Raw genomic sequence first — 25,649 nt, 5'->3', positions numbered from 1 at the left:
GTCGGGTACACCCGACCAATACCCGACAGGACGGTCGATCGGCGACCCGGATCCGGGGTCGGTGGCCGAGCATCGCACCGTCCCGGTGCGAACACTCTCCGAAGTAGACGTTGATCACAACCGGGTTCTGCCCCGGTCGAGGTTCTGAGTTGAGCGCCCATGCCGTGCCGCGCAAGGTGTACCTGCACGACGGCGCGCACGTCGACCCGTTCCACAACGAGCCCAGGGACCCGGTCGGCCGGTGGATGGACCACTGGCTGTACGACATCGACAACGGCGTCATGGACGAACCCCAGGCCACCGTGGCCCGACCGGACGGCACCCGGGTGACCGAGGCGACGTGGCCCCCGCCGACGACCACGCCGACGTCGCTGCACCTCGGCCCGGCCGGCAACGGCGGCGCCGGCAGCCTGACCAGCGCCCCGGTCGCCGGCAACCAGCAGTTCACCAGCTCCGGCACCGTGGCGGAGACGACGATGGTGGCGAGCCCCGGCACCGCCCAGAGCTACCGGCTGGCGTACCTCGGCCCGGCGCTGCAATCGGCGCACCGGCTCTCCGGCGCCGCCCGGATCGAGGTGACGTTCACCCCGGCCACCGCCAGCACCCCGCTCACCGCGCTGCTGGTGCACTACACCGGCGGGTCGAGCACCCGGGTGGTGGCGCGCGGGTCTCTCGACGCCAAGAACCGCGACTCGCTCACCACCGCCACGCCCCTGACGCCGGGGCAGCAGCACACCGGCACCATCCTGCTGGAGCCCAAGGACTACGTCTTCCCGGCGGGCAGCCAGATCGGCCTGATCCTCACCGGCAACCTCAACGCGTTCGTCCACCCCGACGAGCAGGCGGGCCAGGTGACGGTGGCGCTCGGGGCCAGCCGCGCGGTCCTGCCGCTGACCGTCGCGCCGGCACCGGCCTGCACGGATCCGGCGTGGCAGCCCACGTCCATCTACAACACCGGCGACGTGGTGTCGCACGGTGGCCACCGCTGGCGGGCCCAGTGGTGGACGCAGAACCAGGAGCCGGGCACCACCGGGCAGTACGGCGTCTGGGTCGACCTCGGCCCCTGCTGAGCACACACCGCCGAAGGGCCCGCGCCGGACGACCGGCGCGGGCCCACCGGAAGCTGCTGCCGGCGGCCTGTCCTGATCACCGGCCGGTCGCCGGCCCGGCTGGCGGCGGGGGCACCTAGTGGGCCCCGCCGAGGTTGAGCACCACCACCCCGGCGACGACCAGGCCGACGCCGATCACCTTCGTGACGCTGAGCGGCTCGCCGAGGAACACCGCGCCGATCGCCACGATCGCCGCCGTGCCCAGCCCGGACCAGACCGCGTAGGCCACGCCGACCGGGATGTCGCGCACCGCCAGGGCGAGCATGCCGAAGGCGAACAGGTACGACCCGGCCAGGCCGAGGGTCGGCCAGAGCCGGGTGAACCCGTCGGTCGCCTTGAGCAGGCTGGTGCCGAGGACCTCGGCGGAGATCGCGAGCAGCAGGAAGACGTACGCCATGCCCGTCATCCTCGACGACGGCGCGCAGCCGGCCGTGAGCCGGCAGGCCGTCCCACCGGTGCCGACCCCTCGGTTCCGGTCGGCGACAGCGACAGCTCCCTAACCCGATGTAACCGTGCGACGCAGCACCGACACCGGGGTTGGCCCGCTTTGCTCTGCACCCACGGACGCACCAGTCACATCGAGTAGCGCGACAACGCGGTCGTGTCGACCGCTTCACTCGACCCGCCGCCTGGTCACGGTGGTGGTGCGTCGATGGGTGCAGAGCAAAGGACGCGCTACGGATGGGCGGGCCCCACCAGGCCGGTGACACACCGTAGCGGCCCTGGTTGACGGCCGACGGTGACCGGTAGTGACAGTCCTGCGTCGCCGGTCGCGACCGGGAAAGGGCCGGGCGGCGACCGGTCAGACCCGGGCCACCTCCGGGGTCTGCGCGTGGATGACGAAGCGCAACGACCGGGCGTCGCTGAAGCACTCCCGCATCGGTCGCACCAGGTCCCGGTGCTCGGGACTGCGTTCCCACGCCTCGAAGTCGGCCAGGGTCTCCCACTCGCTGGTGATCAACCACTGCTCCGGGTCGGCGGCCGAGCGGCACACCTGGTCCACCAGGTGCCCCGGCACGCCCTCGGCGACCAGGTGACGCACCGCCTCGTACGCGCGCAGGAAGTCCGCCGTGCGCTCCTCGGCGACACGTACCAGAAAGACGATCCGGGCCCGTTCCACACTCATTCCGCTGCTCCTCTCGGTGCCGGTGGCGCCCCGCGCAACACCAGCGCGCTGTTGAAACCGTCGAAACCCCGCGCGCAGACCAGCGCGAGCCGACTGCGCGGCTGCCGGGGCGTACGCAGGAAGTCCAGCTCGCAGCCCGGCGCCGGCTCACGGGGGCCGGCGGAGGCGGGCAGCGTGTCGTGCCGGAAGGCGAGCAGCGCCGTCGCCACGTCCAGCGCGGAGCCGCCCTGATGGGCGCGGCCGGTCAGCGGCTTGTGCGTGCTCACCGGCGGCGGCCGGTCACCGAAGACCGCGCGCAGCGCCTCGGCCTCGGCCCGGTCGTAGCGGGGCACCCCGAGGGCATCGGGCAGGACCACGTCCACCTCGTCCGCGCCGACACCGGAGCGGTCCAGGGCCAGCCGCATCGCCCGGGCGTACCGGCCCGGGTCGCCCGCGCCGTCCGGGCCGGTGTGCGCGGCGTCGTGGGTGGCCCCCCAGCCGGTCACCTCGCCGTAGACGCGGGCGCCCCGGGCCAGGGCGTGCCCCAGCTCCTCCACCACGAACACCGCCCCGCCCTCGGCGGGCACGTAGCCACCCGCCGTGCGGTCGAACGGCCGGTACGCGGCCTCCGGGTCGGAGACGTCGCTGAGCAGGCCGGAGCGGAGCTGACAGGCCAGCGCGTACGGGCTCAGCGGGCACTCGGTCGCGCCCGCGAGGACCACCGGCGTGCCCCGACGCACGGTGCGCACCGCGTGGGCGAGACTGTCCAGCCCGCCGGCGGACTCGGCGACCAGCACCGCACACGGCCCCTTGAACTGGTGGTGGATGGAGAGCTGCCCGACGCTGGCCGCATAGAACCAGGCGATCGACTGGTACGCCCCGACGGTGCGGCCGGCGCCTGCCCAGAGCCGTTGCAGCTCCCGCTGCCCGAACAGGTTGCCCCCCGACGAACTGGCCAGGGCGACCGCCCAGCCGTACGGGTCGGGAGCGCGCTCGGGCAGCCCGGCGTCGGCGAGGGCGAGCTTCGTGGCGGCGAAGCCGAGGTGGGTCCAGCGGTCGGTCTGCACGAGCTGCCGGGCGTCGGCGTACGCCGACGGGTCGAAGCCGGACACCTCGCCGGCCACCCGGGTCGGATAACCGGCGGGATCGAACAGGGTGATCGGCCCGGTGCGCCGGGTGCCCTCGACCACCGTGCGCCAGTGCGCGTCGACGCCGACGCCGCTGGGCGCCACCACGCCGATCCCGGTGACCACCGCCCGGACGCTCACGCGGGCACCGCCAGCCGGCGGAAGACCATCGCGGACTGGAACCCGCCGAAGCCGCTGCCCACCGACAGCGCCACGTCCACCGGGGTCTCCCGGGCCACGTTCGGCACGTAGTCCAGGTCGCACTCCGGGTCCCGGGTGGCCCAGTTGGCCGTCGGCGGCACCACCCCGTACTCGATGGCCAGCGCGCAGGCGGCCATCTCGATCGAGCCGATCGCGCCCAGCGAGTGCCCGACCATCGACTTGATCGAGCTGATCGGCACCGCGTACGCCGCCTCGCCGAGCGCCCGCTTGAACGCCGCCGTCTCGTGCCGGTCGTTCTGCCGGGTGCCGGAGCCGTGCGCGCTGATGTACGACACGTCCTGCGGGCACAGCCGCGACTGGCGCAACGCGTCGGTGATGGCCAACCCCATCTCCACCCCGTCCGGACGCAGCCCGGTCATGTGGAAGCCGTTGGCGCGGGTGGCGTAGCCGGACAGTTCACAGTAGACGTGCGCGCCCCGCCGGCGGGCGTGCTCCCACTCCTCCAGCACCAGCACCGCGGCGCCCTCGGCGAGGACGAAGCCGTGCCGGTCGGCGTCGAACGGGCGCGAGGCGTGCGCCGGGTCGTCGTTGTCCGGGCTGGTCGCCTTGATCGCGTCGAACGAGGCGACGGTGACCGGGGAGATCGGCGAGTCCGACGCGCCGGCCAGCACGACGTCGGCCTCGCCGTCGACGATGAGCTGGTGGGCGTAGCCGATGGCGTCGATGCCGGAGGTGCAGCCGGTGGAGATCACCTGGGCGGGCCCGTGCAGGCCGTGCCGCACGGCCACGTCGGCGGCGAGGCTGCTCGGCACGAGCGCCGGGTAGAGGTACGGCCCGCCGAGGGTGTGGTCGACCAGCCACCGCCGACCGGTGTCGCTGACCCGCACGTACTCCTGCTCCAGGGCCATGGTGCCGCCGACGGCGGTGCCGAGCACCACGCCGGTGACCTCCCGCTCGGCGTCGGTGAGTTCCAGGCCGCTGTCGGCCAGTGCCTCGGTGGAGCAGGCCAGCGCGAACTGCACGTACCGGTCGGCGCGCTGCCGCTCGGCCAGCGTGATGCCGGCGGCGTCGGGGTCGAAGTCGCACTCGGCGGCGATCTGGGAGCGGAACGGCGACGGGTCGAAGAAGCTGATCCGCCGGGTGGCCGTACGCCCCTCGGTCACGGTCTTCCAGAAGCGGTCCCGGGTGGCGCCGCCCGGCGCGACCACCCCGACGCCGGTGACGACCGTGCGGCGCCCGGTCACGACGCGCCCCGCTGTTCGACCAGTTCGGTGTCGACGTGGCCGAGTTCCGGGCGCGGGGCCAGCGGCCCGAGGTGGAAGACCACCTCGGCCGCCTCGTCGCCGGTGTTGCGCAGCCGGTGGCGCACGTTGCGCGGCACGAACAGCGCCTCCCCGGCGGCGAGCGGGACCGGCTCGTCGTCCAGGTCGACGGTGATGGCGCCCCGCGCCACGTACAGGAACTCCTCGCTGTAGGGGTGGTAGTGCTCGGCGATCCGCTCCCCGCAGGCGAGCGCCGCCACCCCCATGAAGCCGGAGGTGCTGCCGACGGTGCGCGGGCCGAGCAGGACCCGCAGCTCGCCGCCGCGCCGCCGGTCCGCGGCGACGTCCCGGGCGGCGACCGGCCCGGTGGTGATCTCGGTCATCGGGTTCCTCCCGCGTACGCCTGCTCGATCTTGTCCTTGATGACGGCGAGCTGGATCCTGCTGTTGGTGTTGATCCGCTCGGTCATGCCCGCGTCGTCCACCGGCGCGCCCGGTTTCATCGCGAAGTCCTGCACCCAGGTCATCCGGGTGCCGTCGGGCTCCTCGGTGTAGCTCCAGTGGATCCGCATGTACTCGAACGGCCCGGTCTCCACCCGGTGCGCCCGGACCTGTCGGGTCGCGGGGTCGGCCGTGCGTTCGCTGACCCAGCTCCAGGAGATCCCGTTCTCGTCGGGGTGCATGGTGAGCCGGAAGCGCACCGTGTCGCCGTCGCGGTGCAGGATCTCCACCACGGCGTACTCGGTGAACAGCTCCGTCCAGCCGGCCACGTCGTTGGTGATGTCCCAGACCAGGGGCAGCGGGGCGGCGATGACGATGCTGTTCTCGGTGTGCCCGGCGCTGCTCCCGGTCTGCCCGGCCGCCGGCCGGGCGCCCCGGGCGACCAGGTCGGCCACGGCGGGGATGCTGAGCTGCCCGGCCTGTTCGGGGATCTGCACCCGCCACCGGTCGGCGACCACGGCGGAGAGTTCCAGCAGGGCCAGGGAGTCCATGCCCAGCTCCTCCAGCGAGGCGGCGGGCGCGCGGGCGGCCGCGTCGGCGTCCAGGCCGCAGTGCGCCACCAGGATGTCGGTGATCTCGGTGGTGAGTGGCTGGCCGTGCGTGACGGTCATCGTTCCTCCTCGGTCGCGGTCAGGACGGACGGACGGCCGGCGCCGTGGGTGGCGGCGACCGGACGGGTGGACGGCGCGGGCCCGGGCGGCTCCGGCGCGACGGCGCCGCGCAGCGGCGGCACGGCCGGGCGCAGCGGCGGCGCGACGGACGGTCGCGGCCCGGCCGGCGCGGTCGCCCCGGACACCGGCGGGACGGCGAACGCCCGTGGTGCGCCGGCGCGCTCCGGCGGCGGTACGGCGGCCGACGCCGGCACGTCGACGGACTCCGGGCCCGACCCGGCGGCCGGCCCTGGCACGGCCACGTCGGCGGACCCCGGGCCCAGCACGACCACGTCGGCGGCCGGTCCCGCAACGGTCGCGTCGGCGGGCTCGGGGCGCGGCGCGGGCGGACGGTCGACGCCGAGCAGCCGGTCGACCAGGGCGGTGGTGTGCCGGCCGGCCCGGAAGTCCGGATCCTCGAGGACCCGCTGGACGAAGGGGATGGTGGTGCGCACCCCCGCTCCGGCGACGTCGAACTCGGCCAGCGCGCGGTCCAGCCGGCGCAGCGCCAGGTCCCGGTCGGGCGCCCAGACCGCGACCTTGGCCAGCAGCGAGTCGTAGTGCGGCCCGACCAGGTAGCCGGGGTGGCCGTGGGTGTCGACCCGGGTGAACGGGCCGCCGGGCGGGACGAAGCGCTCCAGCCGGCCCGGGGTCGGCGCGAAGTCGCGGTACGGGTCCTCGACGTTGACCCGGCACTCGACGGCCACCCCGTGCGGGCGCACGTCCTCCTGCCGGATCCGCAGCGGCAGCCCGGCGGCGACGTGCAACTGCTCGTGAACCAGGTCGATCCCGGTGATCATCTCGGTGACCGGGTGCTCGACCTGGATCCGGCAGTTGATCTCCAGGAAGTGGAACCGCTCCTCGGCGTCGACCAGGAACTCGACCGTGCCCACCCCGGCGAAGCCGACCTCCAGCGCGCCGCGCAGCGCGATCCGCGCGATCGCGTCCAGGGTCGCGGCGGACAACGCCGGGGCCGGGGCCTCCTCCACCAGCTTCTGGTGCCGCCGCTGCACCGAACAGTCCCGGGTGCCCAGGTGCACGCCGTTGCCGTGCTGGTCGCAGAGGATCTGCACCTCGACGTGACGGGCCTCGGTCAGGTAACGCTCGACGTACACCCGGTCGTCGCCGAAGGCGGCCTGCGCGGCGGCCCGGGTGCGCGCGTACGCCCGGGACAGTTCGGCCGCGCACCGGACCACGGTCATCCCCCGTCCCCCGCCCCCGGCGGCGGCCTTCACGATCACCGGGTAGCCCACCTCGGCGGCGATCTCGGCGGCGTGGGCGGCGCTCGGCACCGGGCTGACGCTGCCCGGTGGCAGCGGCAACCCGGCCCGGCTCATCAACGCCCGCGCCGAGGACTTGTCGGCCAGGGCGGCCATCACCTGCGGCGGCGGCCCGATGAAGGTCAGCCCGTTGTCGGCGCAGATCTCGGCGAAGTCGGCGTCCTCGGAGAGGAAGCCGTAGCCGGGGTGCACCGCGTCCGCGCCGACCAGCCGGGCGGCCTCGACGATCGCGGCGGCGTTGAGGTAGCTGCGGCGGCTCGACGCCGGCCCGATCAGCACGGCCTGGTCGGCCAGGCGCACGGCCGTCGAGTCGGCGTCCGCGGTGGAGTAGACGACCGCCGTACGGATGCCCAGCTCACGACAGGCGCGCAGCACCCGCACCGCGATCTCGCCCCGGTTGGCGACCAGCACTGTGGAGAACATCCGCACCGCCTCAGGCCGGGTCGAGCGCGACCAGTGGCTGGTCGTACTCCACCGGTCGGCCGTCGTCGACGAGGATCTCGACCACCCGGCCGGCCCGCTCGGCGGTCACCTCGTTCATCAGCTTCATCGCCTCCACGATCCCCACGACCTGACCCGGCCGGACCGCATCGCCGACGCGGACGAAGGGCGCGGCGCCCGGCTCGGGGGCCCGGTAGAACGTGCCGACGATCGGGGAGCGCACCTCGATGCGGCCGGGCGCAGCCGTCGTCGAGGCGGCGGGCGGCGCCACGCCCGGCGCCGGTGTCTCCGGGGCCCGGACCGGCTCCGCCGTGGCGGCGGCCCCGTGCCACTCGACCTCCAGCACGGTGTCCCCGCTGCGCAGCCGCACCCGCCGCAGCGGGCCGGCGACCTCGGCGACGAGTTGCCGGGCGTGCCGGCGCAACCCGGCCAGCACGGCGTCCACGTCCTGGGCCACCGCCGCGCCGTCGGCGTCGCCGGAGACGGTGCCGGCCGGGACGGTGCCGGCGCTCACCGGGCACCCGCCCGTACGCCGGTGCGGGCGGCGCCGAAGCGCCGGAAACGCTGCCGTCGACGGCGCACCAGGGTCGCCCTCGGCACGTCCAGCAGCGGCAGCAGGTGAGCCAGCACCGCCTCGCGCAGCAGCCGCGCGGCCGTCTCCGGATCGTGGTGCGCGCCCGGCGCCGGCTCGGCGACGACGTCGTCGACGACGCCGAGGCGGCACAGGTCCGGCGCGGTCAGCCGCAGCGCCCGGGCCGCCTGCGGGGCGGCGCCCCGGTCGGGCCACAGGATCGCGGCGCACCCCTCCGGGCTGATCACCGAGTAGACGGCGTGCTGGAGCATCAGCACCCGGTCGGCGACCGCCAGGGCCAGCGCGCCGCCGCTGCCCCCCTCGCCGGTGATCACCGCGACGACCGGGGTGGGCAGCACGCTGAGGGAGAGGATGTTCTCCGCGATGGCGGCCGCCTGGCCCTGCTCCTCGGCGTCCACGCCCGGGTCGGCGCCGGGGGTGTCCACCAGGGTCACCACCGGCAGCCCGAGGCGGGCGGCGAGCCGCATCAGCCGCAGCGCCTTGCGGTGCCCGGCCGGGCTGGCCATACCGAAGTTGCGCGCGACCAGCTCGCCGGTGGTGTGCCCCTTCTGGTGGCCGATCACCATGACGTGCCGGCCGTCGAGCCGGGCCAACCCGCCGACCACGGCCGGGCAGTCCCCGCCGAGCCGGTCACCGTGCAGCTGGACGAACCCGTCGAAGGCGGTGTCCAGATAGTCCAACGTGGTCGGTCGGCCGGGATGCCGGGCCAGCCGGACCGTCTCCCAGGCGTCGCGGCCGTCCACCACCGGGGCCGGGCGGGCCGGGCCGTCGGCCGGGCGGGCCGGCGCGGGCGGCGGCTCCTGCCCGGGTACGCCGGGCGGCGCCCCCGGCCGACGCCCGGCGCCGGCGGCGGCCAGCAGCGCCACCAGCCGCCCGCGCAGCGCGTGCCGGGGCACCACCATGTCGACCTGGCCGTGGCGCAGCAGGAACTCGGCGGTCTGGAACCCGTCGGGCAGTTCCCGACCGGTGACCTGCCGGATCACCCGGGGTCCGGCGAAACCCATCCGCGCCCCGCTCTCGGCGAGCACCACGTCGGTGTTGGTGGCGAACGACGCGGCCACGCCGCCGTAGGTGGGGTCGGTGAGCACGCTGACGGTGAGCAGGCCCGCCTCCCGCAGACCGGCGACGGCCTGGCTGACGGTGGCCATCTGCATCAGCGACAGCGCGCCCTCCTGCATCCGCGCCCCGCCGGAGGCGGTGACCAGCACCAGCGGCAGCCGTTCCTCCAGCGCCCGTTCGGCGGCGCGGGTGATCAGCTCGCCGACCGCCGAGCCGAGGCTGCCGCCGAGGAACCGGAAGTCCATCACGGCCAGCGCGCAACGGTGCCGGCCGATGGTGGCGGTGCCGCAGAGCACCGCCTCGGCCAGCCCGGTGCCGGCACGGGCGGCGCTGAGCCGGTGCGGGTACGGCAGCACGTCGACGAAGCCGATCGGGTCCACCTCGGCCGCCCGCTCCGGCAGCGGGGTGAACGACCCCGGGTCGACCAGCTGGGCCACCCGCTCGGGTGCGTCGAGGCGGGCGTGTTCGCCGCACTCGGGACACACGTCGAGGTTGCGGCGCAGCCGCTTGCGGTACAGCAGCGTGGCGCAGCCGCCGCATCGGGACCACAGCTGCCCCTCGCGGGGGGCGGTGGCGGTCACGACCGCCGCCCGACGGCGGTGGCGTCGAACCGGTAGAAGCAGCGGGCCATGGCGTCGCGCGGCTCCCGCCACGTCGGCAGGTACGGCGAGACGTAGGGCCGCAGCCGCTCGCTGACCCGGACGAACTCGGGATGGCCCCGGGCGGCCTCGACCGCTGCCTGCGCCGGCGTGTCCGTCTCCAGCAGGTGCACGTACAGGTCGTGCAACCGGTAGAGCGACCGGTGCCGTACCCCGACCAGCCGGGGCAGCTCGGTCGCGTCGGACTCCGCGAAGATCTCGGCGACGCGCGCCTCGGCGGTCGGGACCACCTTCGCGACGATCAGCGAACGGTCCATGGATGGGCCTCCCCCCACGGCCTCCGGCACGGTGTGGACCGTGCCGGCCGGGCCGGACGACTGGCGACACGATGCGCCGGACCCCGTCACCGGGGCGTCAACGATCACCCACCAAAGGCGGCCACTGGTGACGGTGCGTTGACGCAACCTGTGTATGAACTGTGCGAAGATCCACTCCCCCGTCATCCCCTCTGACCAGTTCAGAGCGGCATTCACGGAACCGGCCGACCAGCTCCTGACGAAGAACGACATTGACCGAGAGTGACCACGATTGATAATCTTCGTCACGGTCAGCCCGGTGGCCGCGGCGCGACGCCGCGCCGCGGCGTAGCAAACCCGACAGTGGGGTCATGGGCAGCCACGCCGGGACACAGAATCGGGACCAGGGTTCCACAGGGGGTGCCGCCGTGGCCGCTGATCCGTCCATGCCGACCACCGGGCCACGCCCCGGCGCACCGATCTCGCTGCACCTGCTCGGCGGCTTCCAGCTGCAGCACGGCGACCTGCCGATCGTGGTGCCCCGCGGCCTGCAACGGGTGATCGCGCTGATCGGCCTGCGCCCCGGCGCCACCCGCAGCCACCTGGCCGGCCTGCTCTGGCCCGACGCGCCGGAGGAACGCGCCCTGTCGTCGCTGCGCACCGCCCTGTGGCGACTCCGCCAGGACCCCTGCTGTCCCCTGGTGACCAGCGGCGACACGGTACGCCTCGACCCGGCGGTCCGGGTCGACGTGGACGCCCTGGTCGGCACCGCCGCCCGGGTCCGCGACGGCGACGACCCGTGCACCGCCGCGGCCCTCGCCGCCGGCCGGCACGACCTGCTGCCCGGCTGGTACGACGACTGGGTGCTCGCCGACCGGGAGCGCCTGCGCCAACTGCGCCTGCACATGCTGGAGGACCTGGCCGACCAGCACCTGGCCGCCGGACGGCACGGCGAGGCCCTCGAAGCCGCCCTGGAGGCGATGGCCGCCGAGCCGCTGCGGGAGACCCCGCACCGCCTGGTGGTGCGCATCCACCTCGCCGAGGGCAACGCCTTCGAGGCCGTGCACGCCTTCTACGTCTACCGCGACCTGCTCCTGCGGGAACTGCGACTGGAGCCGTCCACGGCGATGACCGCCCTGCTGAAGGACACCCTCGCACCCATCCGCGAGGCCACCCGGGAACGCGTCGGTGGCCGTACCCCGACCGCCCGCCTCGCCCCCCGCACCCCCTGACCCACCCCGCCCCGGCCGGCCACCGACGGTCCACGATGCCCGGACCGGTGTGGTCCGACCGCACCCGGCGGCGCGCCGCCGGCCGCCGGGTCGGGGCGTCACCGGCGCGCGAGCAGGCGTGACGGTCAGGTGACACGCGGTGGGCAGGGTGGGGCGCACAGCAGTTGCATGGCGTCCGAACTCCGGCGGAGCGCCATCGGCGAGAGGGGTCCCCATGAGTCGTCTACTGATCGTCAGCAGGATCATCCCCGGCTCGGAGGGGCGGGTGGCGCAGATCTTCGCCGAGTCCGACGCCACCGAGCTGCCCGCCCTGACCGGCGTCCGGCACCGGTCCCTGTACTGCCTGCACGACCTGTGCGTCCACCTGATGGAGACCGAGGACGTGGATCCGGACGCGCTGGCCGAGGCCCGCAACCATCCGCTCTACCTCCAGGTCAACGAGCGCCTCTCCGCGCACACCTCGCCGTACCTGCCGACCTGGCGGTCGCCGCGCGACGCGATCGCCGGCTGCTTCTACCGCTGGGACGCCGCCGACGTGCCGTCGCCGCGGCCGGCCGGATGACCGGGACGGCCGCCATGGCATCCGGAACACCGCACGTCCTGATCATCGGGGCCGGGACCGGCGGGCTCTGCCTCGCCCAGGGCCTGCGCCGCGCCGGCATCAGCGTCGCCGTCTACGAGCGCTACCGCACCCGTGGCGAAGGGCTGCTCGGCTACCGCATCGGCATCGGACCGACCGGCAGCAAGGCGCTGCGCGAGTGCCTGCCGCCGGAACTGTTCGACGTCTACCTCGCCACCTGCGCCCGCTCCCCCCGCTACTTCAACGTCATCACCCAGCGACTGCGCCACACCGCCTCGTTCACCCTCCGACCGGACACCGACCCGGTCGAGACCGAACGGTCGGTGGCCCGGATGACCCTGCGCCAGGTCCTGCTCACCGGCATGGAGGACGTGGTCCACTTCGACAAGACCTTCACCCGGTACGAACAACGCGACGACGGCACCGTCACGGCGCACTTCGCCGACGGCAGCACCGCCACCGGAGACCTGCTGGTCGCCGCCGACGGCACGCACTCCGCGGTCCGCCACCAGTACCTGCCGCACGCGGTCGTGCGCGACGCCGGCACCATCAACATCGCCACCCGCGTCCCGCTGACCGCGCACACCCGCCAACTGTTGCCCGAACGCGTCGAGAAGGGCATCTCACTCATCTTCGGCGCCGGCGGAATCATGGGCGTGCTGCACGTCATGGAGTTCAAGTGGGACCGCGACGGCGAGATAAAACCGGACGTCGCCGAGGCCGACGCCGCGCTGCTGCGCAACTGGCCCGGACGCCGGCACGACAACACCCGCGACAACATCAACTTCATCATCTGGAGCACCGCCCGCCGGTTCCCGCCGGACGTGATGCAGCGCCGTGGCGAGGACCTCGTCCAGGTCGCCCGCAACCTCACCCGACACTGGCACCCGAACCTGCGGGAACTGCTCGCCCGCAGCGACCCGGGCAGCGCCCTGCCGATCCGGGTGGCCACCAGCGAACCGGTCCCGGCGTGGAAGGCCAGCACCGTCACGCTGCTCGGCGACGCCATCCACACCATGACCCCCGGTCGCGGGGTGGGCGCGAACACCGCCCTGCGCGACGCCGCCCTGCTCTGCCGGCAACTCCGCCAGGCAGCCGCCGGCGACAAGACGCTGCTGCAGGCGGTCGCCGACTACGAGGCCGCCATGGTGCCGTACGGCTTCGCCCGGGTCGCCGACTCGCTCAACCGCAGCGGCACCAGCGGCGACGACCGGATGTACAAGCCCGTCGTCGGCCGACTCGCCCTGCTCGGCGCGCGCGGCTACTTCGGTGTCACCAGCCGGGTGCCCCGCCTGGCCCGCAAGTTCGTCAACGACTTCTACACCTACCGGGGCGAAGAGGACTGAGACGCCCGGCCGGGTCGTGACGACGGCACCTCGTCGCGGCCCGGCCGGGTCGGTCACGTCGACCGTCGACCCGTACCGTGGGTCATCCCCCCACCACCGCCCGACACCGCCCGTCCCACCTGCGACGTCGGTGCCGGTCCTCCCTGTCGCCCGACGTGCGCGTGTGCGAAGCTGCGGCGAGTTTTCTTCGCCACTTCCACCGAACGTATACGCAAGAGGGAGGTTCGCCGTGCCGTCGAGTTTCGGGCAATGGCTGATCGTGATCCTGGCCCTGGCGCTGGGCGGGGCGGCCGGCTGGCTGGCCCGTGGCCGGCAGCCGGGTGCTGCCGCGCCGAGCGCACCCATCGTGGAGGGTGACCCGGTCGTCGGCCTCACCGAGGTCGAGAAGGCCGAGGCCGCCACCGCCACCCTCGACACGCCACGGCCCGAGGCCACCGTGGACCACTCCCCCGCGCCCGCCGCGGTCATCGACGAGCCGACCAGTCACGATCCCGCCGTCGCGCCGGCCGCCGCCACCCTGGCCACCGCCGAGCCGGTGAGCACCGAGGTGGCGCCGGCCGACGACAGGTCTGCCGTGGAGGAGCCGGCCGTGCCGGCGGACGACGCCCCGGGCGCCGTGACCGGCGACGACGCGCCGCAGGCCACGCCGACGCGGGACGAGCCGGTCCGGGCGGACGCCGAGCCCACCACGCCGCTCACCGCCGACACGACCTCGGCCGACGTGCCGGACTCCCCGGTGACGGCCGAGGCCGACGCCCCGGCCGTGGACGTCACGCCCACCGTTCCGGCGCCGCGCGCCGCCGCCGACGACGCCAAGCCGGTCGCGGCCGGTGACGTCGCCACCCCGGCGACCACCACCACGCGGCCGGTGGCGAGCACGCCGGAACCGGTCGCCGCCGCCGAGCCGATCGCCGACACCGAGCCGGCCGTCGCTCCCGTCGCCGCCGAGCCGGCCGTCGCCGTACCGGCCGTCGCCCCCGAGCCGGCCGTTGCCGCCGGGACGGCGGCGGTGGACGACGAGGCGGCAGCGGCGGACGACTTCCGCCGGATCCAGGGTGTCGGGCCGAAGATGGCCGCCGCGTTGCAGGCCGCCGGCATCCGCACCTACCGCCAGCTCGCCGAGCTGGACGAGGCCGCGCTGCGGGACACCATCCGCGCCGCCGGACTGCGGGCCGCGGCGAGCCTGGCCACCTGGCCGCAGCAGGCGAAGGTGCTGGCCGGCGCCGGCGCCGAGGCCGACGCGGTGCTGCCCGTCCCGACCGGGGCCGGCGAGCAGGGCTGAGCCACACCGGTGGGCGTGCCGACCCGGCACGCCCACCGGCTCCGTCCCACGGCCGGGGCGGGTGGGCCGGCACAGGGCGTAGAGCACCGGAACGGACACGAGGACACCGGCGTCTCGCTACCGTCGGTGAGGGGCCGGGACGGCGGCCCGCCGCACCGACGATCCCGGTCCCGCAGGAGCAGCCCGTGGCGCAACCCCCGCCGGAGCAGGCCGCCGGAGCGGCCCGCCCGCCGGTGCGCGACCCGGAGTCCCCCCGCCGGGTCACCCTCCAGGAACTCTTCTTCGACCTGGTCTACGTCGTCGCGCTCGCGCTGATCTCCCGGGGCCTGGTCACCGAGGTGAGCTGGCAGCGCGCCGGCCAGTCGCTGATCCTGCTGATGGCGATCTGGTGGACCTGGGCGATCACCACCCTGGTCACCGACATGTACGACCCGCAGCGCCGCGAGATCAAGCTGCTGATCGCGGCGGTCATGTTCGGGGCGCTGCTGATGACCACCGCCATCCCGCAGGCCTTCGCCGACCGGGGTCTGGTCTTCGCCGGCACCTACGTGGCGATCCACCTGGGCCGGGGCCTGTTCCTCATGCCGGCCGTACGCGGGCATCCGCAGTCCCAACGACGGGCGGTCCGGGTCTTCGTCTGGTTCGCCGTCTCGGCGGTCCCGTGGATCGTCGGCGCGCACGTCGGCGGGCATGCCCGGGAGGCGCTCTGGGCCCTGGCACTGGCCATCGACTACGGCGGCTTCCGGCTGGCGTACCCGATACCGGGGCTGGGGGCGGTCCCCGAGGGGCAGCGCAACGTCACCGCCGAGCACCTCTCCGAGCGCTACCAGCAGTTCTTCATCATCGCCCTGGGCGACGCCATCCTGGTCGCCGGCACCATGTTCAGCCTCCAGCACTCGGAGGCGGAGAACCTGGCCGCGTTCACCGTCGCCTTCGTCAGCACGCTGCTGCTCTGGCGGATCTACGTGCACAAGTCCGGCGAACTGCTGCCGCAGGCGATCCAGAGTTCCCGTACCCCGAACAAGTTCCTGCGGACCGCCCCCTACACCCACCTGATGATGGTGGCCGGGGTGGTCACCACCGCCGCCGGCTTCGACCTCGTGCTGCACGAGCCGTCCGGGCGTACCCCGCCTGCCTGGGCCGCGATCATCCTGGGCGGCCCGGCACTGTTCCTGGTGGGCCGCTGCTGCTTCGAGTACGAGGTGTTCAGCCGGGTGTCGCTGTCCCGCCCCGGCGGGCTGCTGGCCCTGCTCACCATCGCGCCGGCGGTGCTCTTCCTGCCGCCGCTGTTCGCCGCTGCCGGGGCGATGGCGGTGCTGGCCGGGGTGGCGGTCGCCGACCACCTGCGCAGTCGGGGCCGCCCGCCGGAGGACCCGTCACCACCGCACTGACCCGGTGGCCCGTACGCCTCCGCCCCGGGGGACCGCCGGCTGTGCCGCCCTGTCCGGAACGGACGCCGTTTATCCGTTCGCCGTCTCTGGGTACACAGGCGTCACCCTCGAACCACCACGACCCGGGAGGCCCCCATGCGCGGAACGTCGATATTCGGAGTGCTCGTCGTCATCTGGCTGCTCATCGGCGCCATCGCCGCCGGCCAGCGCGGCTACTACGGCAACGACGACACCAACTGCGCGGAGGCCGGCACCATCCTGGTGACCATCGTGGCCGGGCCGCTGAACTACATCGGCGCCAACCCCAAGGTCGACTGCAAACTTCCCGAGCCGTCCGAGTAGGCGTCCCCCGCACCCTTCCGGCCCGCGCCCACACCCCCGGGGCGCGGGCCGTTCCGTGTCCGCGAACGACCACGGCCGTCACCACCCCTAGAGCGGCCTAGGAGGCTGGGTCACCGGGTGGCGGCCGGCTTCCGGGGCCGGCCGGCTCCCGCGCACGGCAGGGGCGCCGTATGCACAACAGGGGCGCGGCGCGCACGACAAGGGCGCGCCCACCTCGGACCCTGGTCCGGCGGTGGGCGCGCCCCGGTGACAGCGAGGCCGTCAGCGGAAGCAGTGCGGGATCGGCACCGCGCTGCCCTCGCAGTTGGTCGGGGCGTTGCCGACGATGTCGGTCTCGTCGTCGACGCGGACCCCGGCCCGCGCGGCGAACACCCCGCCCGGCTTCAGCGTGGCGGCGTTCTCGAAGATGCTGCTCTTGAAGATCGTCAACTTGCCCAGGGTGGCGTAGATGCCGCCGCCCTTGGAGAGGTTGCCGACCGCGTGGTTGCGGTTGACGTCGGTGGTGCGTACCAGCACGTTCGACTTCTCCGCGTAGATGCCGCCGCCGTGGCCCCGGGCGGTGTTGCCGGCGACGACGCTGTCGTCGAGCGGAAGCAGGCCCTGGACGGTGGAGATCCCCCCGCCGTTGACCGTCGCGGTGTTGTCCCGGATCTTCATGCCCCGCAGGAAGATCACCGCGTCGCTGTTGGCGATGCCGCCGCCGGTCTGGGCGGTGTTGCCGATGATCGCAGTGTCGGCCACCTTCGTCCGGGCCGAGAAGCTCGCGATGCCACCGCCCTGCGCCGCGTTGTTGTGCACGAACGTGGCGCCGTCGACGTCCGCCGCCCCGCGGTAGTTGCCGAGGCCGCCGCCGTACCCGACGGCGCTGTTGTCGCGGAACTGCGACTTGCGCAGGGTGAGCACGCCACCGTTGAGCAGGCCCCCGCCCTTGCCCGCGGCGCCGGCGGCCCGGTTGCCGATGAAGGTGCTCTCGTCGACGACCAGGTTGCCGTCGTTGAAGACGCCGCCGCCGCCGTTCTCGGCCGAGTGTGAGGTGCTGTGGACGACGGTCACCCGGGTCAGCACGGCGGCCGCGCCGTGCACGACGTGGACGCTGCCACCCTCACCGGTCGACCTGCCGTTGCGCAGGGTGACGTCGCTGAGGAACAGCTCCCCGCCGTCGCGGACGGTGAAGAACCGGAACGCCTCGGCGTTGCCGCCCCGCTCGATGATGGCGCCGGCCCCCCGGATGGTGATCGGCTGGTAGACGATCGGCAGCCCGGTCGCGTCGTCGCGCGGGTCGCGCGGGGGCGCCTCGGCGTCGCCGGGCTGCTCGGCGGCGTCGTTGGCCTCCCGGGCGTCCCGGACACCGCCGTCCCAGTCGTCGTTCTGCAGGAACGCGTGCCCGAGCGTGTACGTGCACTTCGGCGCGAGCTGGAGCACCGCCCCGCCCTCCGCGTTGGCGCGGACCAGCGCCGCGATCAACTTGGTCGCCTCACAGGGCACGAAGATCGGCTTGCGGTCGTCGTGCCGGCCACCGGGCGGCGCGGGCTTGCCGCGCTCGTGGCCCTGCTCGCGACCGGTGTCGGGACGTTCCCACCGGCCGCCGTCGTCCTTGCTGACGACGCTGATCGGGGCGCCCAGGTTGGCGAAGGAGAGACCACGGTCGGCGGCCATCGCGGCGGCGCCGGTCAGCCCCGCCGCTCCCGCCACCAGACTTCCCGCCACCAGGCCGCCCGCCAGAAACCACCCGGGCCGGCGCCCGGGGCGTGCTGCGCGCCGGCCTCCTCGGTACGTGGACATGGCGCTTCCTACCTCTCGTGCGTGCGATACACGGCCGCACCGAATCGGGCGCGGGGTAGTTGAGATCCCCTCAGCTACCGAAGGCCACCATACGACCGCAGATCGGGCAGAGTTCGTGAAAGCGAATAAAGCTGAGGTTCGCGTTGAATGGCTCACAGTGGTTTGAATCCGGCGTACCGTCGGGAGGAACCGCAGGACCGGCCTCAACCGCCGACGTGGATGCCCGGGCGCCGGGACGGATCCGGTTCGGACTTGCGGATGATCTCCCGGACCACCGGCGGCGTGTCGCCCCGGCCGAGGATCAGGTACCGCAGCAGGTGGGCGATCGGGTTCCCCTCCGACCACTCGAAGTGCGCGTGCGGGCGTACCCCGGTGGCGTCGCGCAGGGCGAGCAGGATCGCGGCGATGGCGTTGGGCACCGCCGGGCTGCTCGCCCGCAGCACCCGGTGCCCGCCGACCTCCACCCCCCGTACCCGCAGCACCTGGCTGAACTGCGACGGATCCACCACGTCGATCTCCAGGAACAGCACGTCCGCGGCGCCGGGCACCGGGTTGAGGCCGCGCTGTGCCCGCTCCTTGACCCGGTACTCCTTCAGCGCGCCGCTGTCGCGCTTGTTGGCGATCAGGTGCAGCCGGCCGTCGTGGGCCAACGACTCGCCGACGAACCGCCGGGCGGCCTCGTCGAACTCGATCCGCTCGGCCCGCAGCTCGGTGGTGCGCGACACCCGCGAAACCAGCGAGACGGCGACGATGCCGGCGATGAACATGGCCGAGATGGCGATCCCGTCGGGCTTCTCGATCACGTTCTCCACCAGCGCGTAGAGCAGCACGGCGGTGAACATGCCGAACCCGACGCCGGCGCTCCGGTGCCGGGCACGCACCGCCGCGATGGTCACCGCCATCGCGCCGGAGACCATCATCGCCAGGATCCCGGTGGCGTACGCGCCGGCCTGGGCGTTCACGTCCGCCCGGAAGGCCACCGTGAGCACCACGCTGATCAGCGTGTAGACCAGCACCACCGGACGCACCGCCCGCCCCCACTCCGGGGCCATGCCGTACGACGGCAGATAGCGGGGCACGATGTTGATCAGGCCGGCCATCGCCGACGCGCCGGCGAACCAGAGGATCAGCACGCTGCTGACGTCGTACACCGTGCCGAACGCCTCACCGAGGTGCTCGTGGGCGAGCCAGGCCAACGCCCGCCCGTCGGCGGCGCCGCCGGGGCGGAACTCCTGCGCCGGGATCACCACGGTGGTCACGAACGTGGTGGCGACCAGGTAGACCGACATGATGAGGGCGGCGGTGGTGAGCAGCTTGCGGGTGTTGCGGATCCGCGCCTCCAGCCGCTCCTGCTTGGCCGCGCCCTCCCCCTCGACCAGGGGCATCATGCTGACGCCGGTCTCGAAGCCGGAGAGCCCCAGCACCAGCAGCGGGAAGGCCAGCACCGCCGGGCCGACCAGGTCGCCGACGCCGGTGCCGCCCGCGGTCAGCGCGGCGGTCCAGTTCGCCAGCAGCGACGGGTCGGCGACCACCTCGGCCAGACCCGCCGCCACGATCACCGCGTTCAGCCCGAGGAAGACCGCGACCAGCGGGATCGCCACGCGCACCGCCTCGCTGAAGCCCAGCAGGAACACCCCGCCGAGCACGAGCAGCAGCACCACCGTCACCACCACCGCCGCGACGTCGCCGTGCGGGACGGCGTCCGGCAGGTACGGGTTCTCCAGCAGGTGGACCGTGGCGTCGGCGGCCGACAGGGTGATCGTGACGATCCACGAGGTGGCGACGAAACCGAGCAGCACCAGGACGAAGACCTTGCCCCGCCAGAACGGCAGCAGCCGCTCCAGCATCGCCACCGAACCCTGCCCGTGCGGACTCTCCCGGGCCACCCGCCGGTACATCGGCAGCATGCCGAACAGGGTCAACGCCACGATGAGCAGGGTGGCCAGCGGGGAGAGCGCCCCCGCCGCCAGCGCCGCGATGCCGGGCAGGTACGACAGCGTGGAGAAGTAGTCGACCCCGGTCAGGCACATCACCTGCCACCAGGGGTGACGCTTCTGGGTGCCCTCCTCGGTCTCCGGGCCGACCGGTTGGACCTGGTGGGCGAAGAGCCAGCGACGCAGCGGGCCGGCGGGAGGCGCCGGGCGTACGTGGCTGTCCACGCACTCGGGCACCACGGACGGCCCCGGACGGGTGCGCTCCCCCTGGCCGGGCCGGCGGGCCTCGCGTACCGCGCGGCCGGGGGCGGGCGGCGTCGACGGGCCGCGCCGTCGGTGACCGCGCCGCCCGGCCGTGCCGTCCCGCCCGTCCGCCATGCCCCTCCCACTCTCGCGACCCTGCACCGACCGTAGGGGTCCGTCCGGCTACATCCGGGCGGAACGGGGCAGAGCCCGGGCCGATCCGGGGGTCACTGCCGGTAGGGCGGCGGCTCGCGCAGGACCCGCAGCAACGCCTCGGGGTCGCCGACGGTCACGGTGGCCGCCGGATGCCGCAGCCACGGCCCCGGCGCCAGGGCCCGGACGCCGTCGACGAAGCGGACACAGACCCCCGCCGCGGTGCTGCTGCCGAAGGTGACCCCGCCGTCGGACAGCGACAGGTGCGGCCCGACCGCGCGCCACCAGCGGTACGGCCCGCCGAGTTCCGCGCCGGCGACGTTGGCGCGCGGGGTGCGCAGCCGCCACGGCCCGAAGCGGATCTCCACCGCCTCGTCGTCGACGAGCACCCAGGAGGTCTCCGGCCGGACGCCGAGCAGCGCCAGCGGGACCCGGAAGGCCGGGTCGAACCGGAACGCCGAGCGGTGCGCGGGCATGCCCCGGCGTACCCGGTGCGCGGCGGCCGACACTCACCGCAGGGCGCGGAGCCAGACCTCGGTGTGCGCGGCGAGGTACCCGGTGACCCCCTGCCAGTACGGCCCGTCCTCGGTGAAGATCCGGGCCCAGGGCTGCACGCCGTCGCGCGCCCCGTCGCGCAGCAGCGCGTACATCGCCCCGGCGCGGCGCGCCAGCGTGGCGGCGAGCGCCGGACGGTCCGCCTCGGCCAGGCCGTACCCCTCGACCACCAGGGCGCGCAGCCGCCGGGCCGACTCCTCGACCGGGCGGCCCGGCCGCATCCCCGCCATGCTCTGCCCGGCGTAGGCGAGTTCCCACCGGCGGGTGCCGGGGCCGGCGCCGTCGAAGTCGATGAGCACCCAGCCCCGGGCGGCCCGGACCAGGTTCCACGGCGCGGCGTCGTGGTGGCAGATCAACTCCGCGCCGTCCGGCGCGATGGCGGGCCGCCAGCCCGCCGGCTCCGGGGGCACGAAGCCGGCCGTCGCGTCGTGCAGGTCGCGCAGCATCCGGCCGATCGAGGTCAGCTCCGCCAGGGTGTACGTCCCGGTGTGGTCGCCGCACTCCCCCGGCACGTACTCCAGCACCTGGCGGCCCTGCTCGTCGCGACCGAGCGGCCGGGGCGCGCCGGCGAAGCCGACGTCGCGCAGGTGCGCCAGGAGCGCGTCGACGGCGTCGGTCCACGGACCGGCCGGCCGGCGCACGGTGTCGCCGACCCGGACCACCCCGGTGGTGACGTTGCCGGGCAGCGGCTGCTCGATCATCCCGCCATCCTGCCCGGGACGGACGCGTCCCCGCGCCCCGGTTTCCCGGAGCGCGGGGACCCCCCGTCCCGGCTACTGCAGGAACGCCCCCAGCGGCGAGAGCAGCAGCCGGCCGAGCGCGGCGGCGTTGTCGTCCAACCGCGCGCGCTCGCAGTCGCGGGCGTTCGGGTCGTGCCGGCAGCGCCAGATCTTCTGCGCGTTGCGCCAGGCCACGTCCCGGGTGTACTCCACCAGTTCGCCCTGGTACCAGTCGTCGATGTCGCCGTTGAGCATGTCCAGCAGGAGCTGCCAGCGCTCCAGGTAGCCCCGGCGCAGCGTCGGGATCTTGTCGGCGAAGATGTCGTTGATCTTCAGGTAGTCGCGGTGCTGGTCGCTGCCGTCGACCGGTTCCGACTCCAGGTGGCTGAAGGTGGTCACCAGCGCGAACGGCAGGTCGAAGTTGATGTGGGCGTTCACCCCCGCCGCCGCCGAGGGCAGCGGCCGGGCGTCCGGGCCGCGCATCCGCTTGAACAGGCAGGACCACGCCTTCGGCGTGGTCGGGCTGGACTCCGTCCACATGCGCAACGCGTCGAAGTAGCGCGCGGCGAACTCCACGTCGAGCCGGGAGAGGAAGACCGGGTCGGCGAAGAAGTCGTCGTACAGCCCCTCCAGCACGCTGGAGGTGATGGTCAGGTACAGCTCGTTGAAGTCGGCCAGCGGGCAGCTGCGCTCCAGCGGGGGCAGCCGGACCAGCAGGTCCTGGAGTTTGGTGAGGTGGTCCACCACCGCCGGCACGTCCTCCGGATGGTCGGCGAGCAGGCCGACGATGTCCGCGTGGACCGGGCCCCAGACCGGTTCCGTCATGTCTCCTCCACTGTGGTCAGGGGCATCCCCGTGCCGTCGTCTCCGGTGCAGAGCCTGCCAGCGGGCGACGTCGCCGGGATCAGTAGAACGACGTATTCGCGCCGGACGGGCGTACGTCAGTCGCCCCGGCTGCGCAGGAAGATCGCGCTGGCCTGCACCCGGGTACGGACCTGGAGCTTGTCGAAGATGTGCGAGACGTGCACCCCGATGGTCCGTTCGCTGATGAACAGCCGCTGCCCGATCTCCTTGTTGGTCAACCCCTCGGCGACCGCGGCCAGCACCTCACGCTCCCGGGCGGTGAGCACCGCCAGCTCGTCGCCGGCCGGCTCGCCCCGGGCGGCGGACCGGCCGGCCGGCTGCGCCCGCTCCTCCAACTCCACCCTGGCGCGACCGGCGAGGGTCCTGATCTCGCTGGTCAGCGGCACCGCGCCGAGCCCCTGCGCCATCTCGTACGCCCGGCGCAGCAGCTTCGGGGCGGTGGCGCTGCGACTGCGCCGCGCCAGCAGCGCCTCGGCCTGGCGCAGCCGCGAGTACGCCGCCGGGTACGGGTGGTTGCGCCGGTCCCACTCGGCCGCCGAGCGGGCCCACGCGTCCGGGTCGCCGCGACCGTCGAGCCGGCTCAGCTCCGCCGTGCACAGGGCGAGGAACCCGTCGGCGACGTAGCGGACCGGGCGGGCCGCCGTCACGCTCTTCGTCGTCACCCGGTCGACGGCGTCGCGCAGCCGGCGCAGGGCGGTCTCGTCGACCGGCACGCTACGGCTGGCGTGCGCCTCCGCCTCCGCCCGCAGCCCGTGCCAGGCCAGCGTGGCCAGCAGCACCACGTCGTCGGAGCGGCTCTCGGTCAGACCGCGCTGCACCGCCTGCCGGGCGACGTCGTGCCGCCCCTGCCACATGGCCAGCCCGGCGCGCAGGATCAGCATCGGCAGCACGTGCCGGGGCGCGCCACCGCCGGCGAGCATGGTCGCCACCGCCTCCAGGTCGCGGTCGGAGGCCTCGACGTCGCCGTACCCGACGGAGAGCCGGCAGCGGGCCAGCAGCAGCTCCACCGCGTCCGCGCCGGACGGGCGGTGCCGCAGCGCCGCCGCGACCACCTTCTCCGCCTCGGCCCACTGTCCCACCCGGAACAGCCCGTTGGTGGCGATGGCGAGCAGCCGTGTCTCGTAGGTGCGCCCCAACCCCAGCTCGGCGACCCGCTCGGCGCCCCGCCGGGCCACCACCACCCCCTCCTCGAGGATGTTCAACGGCCCGGTCAGCAGCTCCGCCAGGTGCAGGTACGCGCACGCGACGTCCTCGGGCCGGCCGGCCCGCTCGGCGATCTCCAGCGCCCGCCGCACCACCGCCAACCCGGCGTCCGGGTCCTCCAGGAACGCCTCGCTGAAGCCGAGCGCCGAGCTGGCGAGCACCACCTCGGTGGTGCTGCCCTCGACCTTCGCCGCGAGTTCCAGCGCCTCCCGCGCACGCCGACCGGCGTCGGCGTACCGGCCCAGGTGCAGCAGCAGCTCGGCCAGGTGCGCCGCGGCGGTGGCCCGTTCCCGGGCGGTGCAGTCGGCGGCCGCCAGGACCCGCTGGTACTCCGCCTCGGCGGGGGCGGAACGGCCGGCGGCGGCCAGGTAGCGGGCCCGCCGGATGCGCACCGCGCAGGACGGCTCGGTCCCCTCCGCCCCGGCCAGCTCCGCCAGCAGGGACAACGCCCGGGCGTGCTCGCCGCACTGGTGGGCGGTCTCGGCGGCGTGCTCCAGCAGCGCCGCCCGGTCCACGTCGCCCGGGGCGGGGCCGGCCGGCCCGCTCGCCGGGGTGGACGCCAGCTGCAACGCCACCGACCAGTGCCGGTGCGCCTCGGCGAAGCCGTGCAGCCGCTCGGCCTCGCGGGCGGCGGCCATCGCGGCCGGCAGGGCCCGCCCGGGCTCACCGGCCAGCCGCCAGTGGTACGCCAGCCGGGCCTGGTGCAGCTCGGCCGGGGCCCGGGTGAGCGCCTCCGCGTACCGCCGGTGCAGGGCGGAGCGCTCCGCCGGGAGCAGCTCGTCCTCCAGCACCTCGGCGACGAGCCGGTGGCGCAGCCGGTAGCCGTCGTCGGCGGAGACGATCAGGCGGTGCGCCACGGCGGCGCGGGCCGCCTCGATCAGCTCATGCTCGGGCAGGGCCAGCACCTCGGCCAGCAGCCAGTGCTCGACCGGCTCCACCCCGGCGGCGACCGCGTGCACCACCGCGTGCGCGTGCTGGGGCAACGCGTCGACCCGGGTCAGGAAGATCTCCCGCAGCGTGTCGGAGAGCCCGTCGCGGCCGTCCCGCAGGTCGCGGGCCAGCTCCTCGACGACGAACGGGTTGCCGCCGCTGCGTTGCCAGACCTGCTCGGCGGCGTCCGGGGTCAGCGGGGCGCCGACGATCGCGGCGGCGAGCCGGTCGGTGTCCGCGCGGTCCAGCGGAGCCAGGTCGAGCACCCGCACCGACCGCAGGCGGCGCAGCTCGGTGAGCACCCGACGCAGCGGGTGGGCGCCCTGCAACGACTCGGCCCGCACCGCGGCGAGCACGGAGAGCTGGAGGTCGCCCAGCCCGGCGAGGAGGTAGAGCAGCAGCTGCCGGGTGCTCCGGTCGACCCACTGGAGGTCGTCGAGGACCAGCACCAGGGGGCGACCCTCGGCGATCAGGCTCAGCCCGCGGGAGACCCGTTCGAGCAGCGTCCCGCCGTCCGGCGTCGCCGGCTCCTCGGCGAACATCCCCAGCAGGCCGCGGACCGCCGACGAGGTGCGGGCCTGGGTGGCGCTCAGGTCGGCGTCGAAGCGGCGCAGCGCCTGCAGCACCGGGTGCAGTGGCGAGGCGTCGCCGATGTCCAGGCAGGAACCGGTCAGCACGACGGCTCCCGCGTCGCGCAGCCGCGCCCCGACCTCGTGCAGGAGGCGGGACTTGCCCACCCCGCTCTCGCCGCTGACGAAGACCGCAGCCGTCTGCCCCGGGCCCAGCTGGTCGAGGAGCGCGGAGCGCAGCATGGTCAGTTGGTCGGCACGGCCGACGAGCGGTGCGGTGTCCACATCGCTGGCCATGCTCGCAGCCTAGTCACAGGTCCCCGGACCGTTCTACGGGCTTAA

22 protein-coding genes and 1 pseudogene are annotated in these 25,649 nt (G+C 74.4%); 7 read left to right on the top strand and 16 right to left on the bottom strand.

From position 1 onward, the window contains the following. Positions 1 to 149: 149 nt before the first annotated feature. Positions 150 to 1,070, top strand: coding sequence for a CocE/NonD family hydrolase C-terminal non-catalytic domain-containing protein (locus tag ACPFP2_RS02075; RefSeq protein ID WP_424085451.1), 921 nt, complete (start codon positions 150 to 152; stop codon positions 1,068 to 1,070). 115 nt (positions 1,071 to 1,185) lie between these two features. Here ACPFP2_RS02075 and ACPFP2_RS02070 read toward each other — a convergent pair whose 3' ends face one another. The 10 genes and pseudogenes from ACPFP2_RS02070 to ACPFP2_RS02025 all read right to left on the bottom strand — a co-directional run bounded on the left by ACPFP2_RS02070 (position 1,186) and on the right by ACPFP2_RS02025 (position 10,203). Further along, positions 1,186 to 1,506 carry a DMT family transporter gene (locus tag ACPFP2_RS02070; protein WP_424085449.1) on the bottom strand — a complete coding sequence of 107 codons (321 nt, stop codon included), beginning with the start codon at positions 1,504 to 1,506 and terminating at the stop codon, positions 1,186 to 1,188. A 405-nt stretch (positions 1,507 to 1,911) separates the two neighbouring features. Next, complete coding sequence (locus ACPFP2_RS02065; RefSeq protein WP_424085447.1) at positions 1,912 to 2,235, bottom strand: antibiotic biosynthesis monooxygenase family protein; 324 nt, start codon at positions 2,233 to 2,235, stop codon at positions 1,912 to 1,914. Continuing rightward, positions 2,232 to 3,482 carry a beta-ketoacyl synthase N-terminal-like domain-containing protein gene (locus tag ACPFP2_RS02060; protein ID WP_424085445.1) on the bottom strand — a complete coding sequence of 417 codons (1,251 nt, stop codon included), beginning with the start codon at positions 3,480 to 3,482 and terminating at the stop codon, positions 2,232 to 2,234. Before ACPFP2_RS02060 ends, ACPFP2_RS02065 begins: the two co-directional genes overlap by 4 nt. Then, on the bottom strand, positions 3,479 to 4,747 hold the full coding sequence (locus ACPFP2_RS02055; RefSeq protein WP_424085443.1) for a beta-ketoacyl-[acyl-carrier-protein] synthase family protein: 1,269 nt from the start codon (positions 4,745 to 4,747) through the stop codon (positions 3,479 to 3,481). Before ACPFP2_RS02055 ends, ACPFP2_RS02060 begins: the two co-directional genes overlap by 4 nt. Further along, entirely contained in the window at positions 4,744 to 5,148 is a 405-nt protein-coding gene (locus ACPFP2_RS02050) for a cupin domain-containing protein (protein ID WP_424085441.1), read from the bottom strand. The genes ACPFP2_RS02055 and ACPFP2_RS02050 overlap by 4 nt, the downstream gene beginning before the upstream one ends. Beyond that, positions 5,145 to 5,876: an SRPBCC family protein gene (locus ACPFP2_RS02045; RefSeq protein WP_424085440.1), complete on the bottom strand. Its 732-nt coding sequence runs from the start codon at positions 5,874 to 5,876 to the stop codon at positions 5,145 to 5,147. The genes ACPFP2_RS02050 and ACPFP2_RS02045 overlap by 4 nt, the downstream gene beginning before the upstream one ends. A 374-nt stretch (positions 5,877 to 6,250) precedes the next feature. Continuing rightward, positions 6,251 to 7,618, bottom strand: a pseudogene (locus tag ACPFP2_RS02040) (acetyl-CoA carboxylase biotin carboxylase subunit); the annotation flags it as partial. Between the two features lie 10 nt (positions 7,619 to 7,628). Beyond that, entirely contained in the window at positions 7,629 to 8,093 is a 465-nt protein-coding gene (gene accB / locus ACPFP2_RS02035) for an acetyl-CoA carboxylase biotin carboxyl carrier protein (protein WP_424085695.1), read from the bottom strand. 53 nt (positions 8,094 to 8,146) lie between these two features. Beyond that, a complete protein-coding gene (locus tag ACPFP2_RS02030) occupies positions 8,147 to 9,868 on the bottom strand; it encodes an acetyl-CoA carboxylase carboxyltransferase subunit alpha (protein ID WP_424085438.1) in 1,722 nt (573 codons plus the stop codon). Continuing rightward, positions 9,865 to 10,203, bottom strand: coding sequence for a TcmI family type II polyketide cyclase (locus ACPFP2_RS02025; RefSeq protein WP_424085436.1), 339 nt, complete (start codon positions 10,201 to 10,203; stop codon positions 9,865 to 9,867). Before ACPFP2_RS02025 ends, ACPFP2_RS02030 begins: the two co-directional genes overlap by 4 nt. Positions 10,204 to 10,610: 407 nt before the next feature. Here ACPFP2_RS02025 and ACPFP2_RS02020 point away from each other — a divergent pair, with 407 nt between their 5' ends. The 6 genes from ACPFP2_RS02020 (at position 10,611) to ACPFP2_RS01995 (ending at position 16,355) form a co-directional block, all read left to right on the top strand. Further along, positions 10,611 to 11,414, top strand: a complete 804-nt coding sequence (locus tag ACPFP2_RS02020; protein ID WP_424085434.1) for an AfsR/SARP family transcriptional regulator — start codon at positions 10,611 to 10,613, stop codon at positions 11,412 to 11,414. A 214-nt stretch (positions 11,415 to 11,628) separates the two neighbouring features. After that, on the top strand, positions 11,629 to 11,976 hold the full coding sequence (locus ACPFP2_RS02015) for a TcmI family type II polyketide cyclase (protein WP_088974816.1): 348 nt from the start codon (positions 11,629 to 11,631) through the stop codon (positions 11,974 to 11,976). Positions 11,977 to 11,990: 14 nt separating this feature from the next. Beyond that, positions 11,991 to 13,340, top strand: a complete 1,350-nt coding sequence (locus tag ACPFP2_RS02010) for an FAD-dependent oxidoreductase (RefSeq protein ID WP_424085432.1) — start codon at positions 11,991 to 11,993, stop codon at positions 13,338 to 13,340. 229 nt (positions 13,341 to 13,569) lie between these two features. After that, positions 13,570 to 14,622 carry a hypothetical protein gene (locus ACPFP2_RS02005; RefSeq protein WP_424085430.1) on the top strand — a complete coding sequence of 351 codons (1,053 nt, stop codon included), beginning with the start codon at positions 13,570 to 13,572 and terminating at the stop codon, positions 14,620 to 14,622. Between the two features lie 185 nt (positions 14,623 to 14,807). Beyond that, entirely contained in the window at positions 14,808 to 16,013 is a 1,206-nt protein-coding gene (locus ACPFP2_RS02000) for a low temperature requirement protein A (protein WP_424085428.1), read from the top strand. Between the two features lie 135 nt (positions 16,014 to 16,148). Then, positions 16,149 to 16,355 carry a hypothetical protein gene (locus ACPFP2_RS01995; RefSeq protein WP_091293397.1) on the top strand — a complete coding sequence of 69 codons (207 nt, stop codon included), beginning with the start codon at positions 16,149 to 16,151 and terminating at the stop codon, positions 16,353 to 16,355. 261 nt (positions 16,356 to 16,616) lie between these two features. On the opposite strand, the gene ACPFP2_RS01990 is transcribed toward ACPFP2_RS01995, so the two are convergent. From ACPFP2_RS01990 to ACPFP2_RS01965, 6 genes are all read right to left on the bottom strand, one after another. Continuing rightward, a complete protein-coding gene (locus tag ACPFP2_RS01990; RefSeq protein ID WP_424085426.1) occupies positions 16,617 to 18,137 on the bottom strand; it encodes a hypothetical protein in 1,521 nt (506 codons plus the stop codon). A gap of 203 nt (positions 18,138 to 18,340) precedes the next feature. After that, entirely contained in the window at positions 18,341 to 20,449 is a 2,109-nt protein-coding gene (locus ACPFP2_RS01985) for an amino acid transporter (protein ID WP_424085424.1), read from the bottom strand. A gap of 92 nt (positions 20,450 to 20,541) precedes the next feature. Beyond that, positions 20,542 to 20,976 (bottom strand): hypothetical protein, encoded by a 435-nt coding sequence (locus ACPFP2_RS01980; protein WP_424085422.1) that lies wholly within the window; start codon positions 20,974 to 20,976, stop codon positions 20,542 to 20,544. Further along, positions 20,977 to 21,723, bottom strand: coding sequence for a phosphotransferase (locus tag ACPFP2_RS01975; RefSeq protein WP_424085420.1), 747 nt, complete (start codon positions 21,721 to 21,723; stop codon positions 20,977 to 20,979). 72 nt (positions 21,724 to 21,795) lie between these two features. Further along, positions 21,796 to 22,566, bottom strand: a complete 771-nt coding sequence (locus tag ACPFP2_RS01970) for a DUF5995 family protein (protein WP_424085418.1) — start codon at positions 22,564 to 22,566, stop codon at positions 21,796 to 21,798. A gap of 116 nt (positions 22,567 to 22,682) precedes the next feature. After that, positions 22,683 to 25,604 (bottom strand): helix-turn-helix transcriptional regulator, encoded by a 2,922-nt coding sequence (locus ACPFP2_RS01965; RefSeq protein ID WP_424085416.1) that lies wholly within the window; start codon positions 25,602 to 25,604, stop codon positions 22,683 to 22,685. Positions 25,605 to 25,649: the final 45 nt, after the last annotated feature.

It is taken from the genome of Micromonospora citrea (genome assembly GCF_049629545.1).
GTDB lineage: Bacteria > Actinomycetota > Actinomycetes > Mycobacteriales > Micromonosporaceae > Micromonospora > Micromonospora citrea_A.
This window is presented reverse-complemented; position numbering and strand designations above follow the sequence as displayed.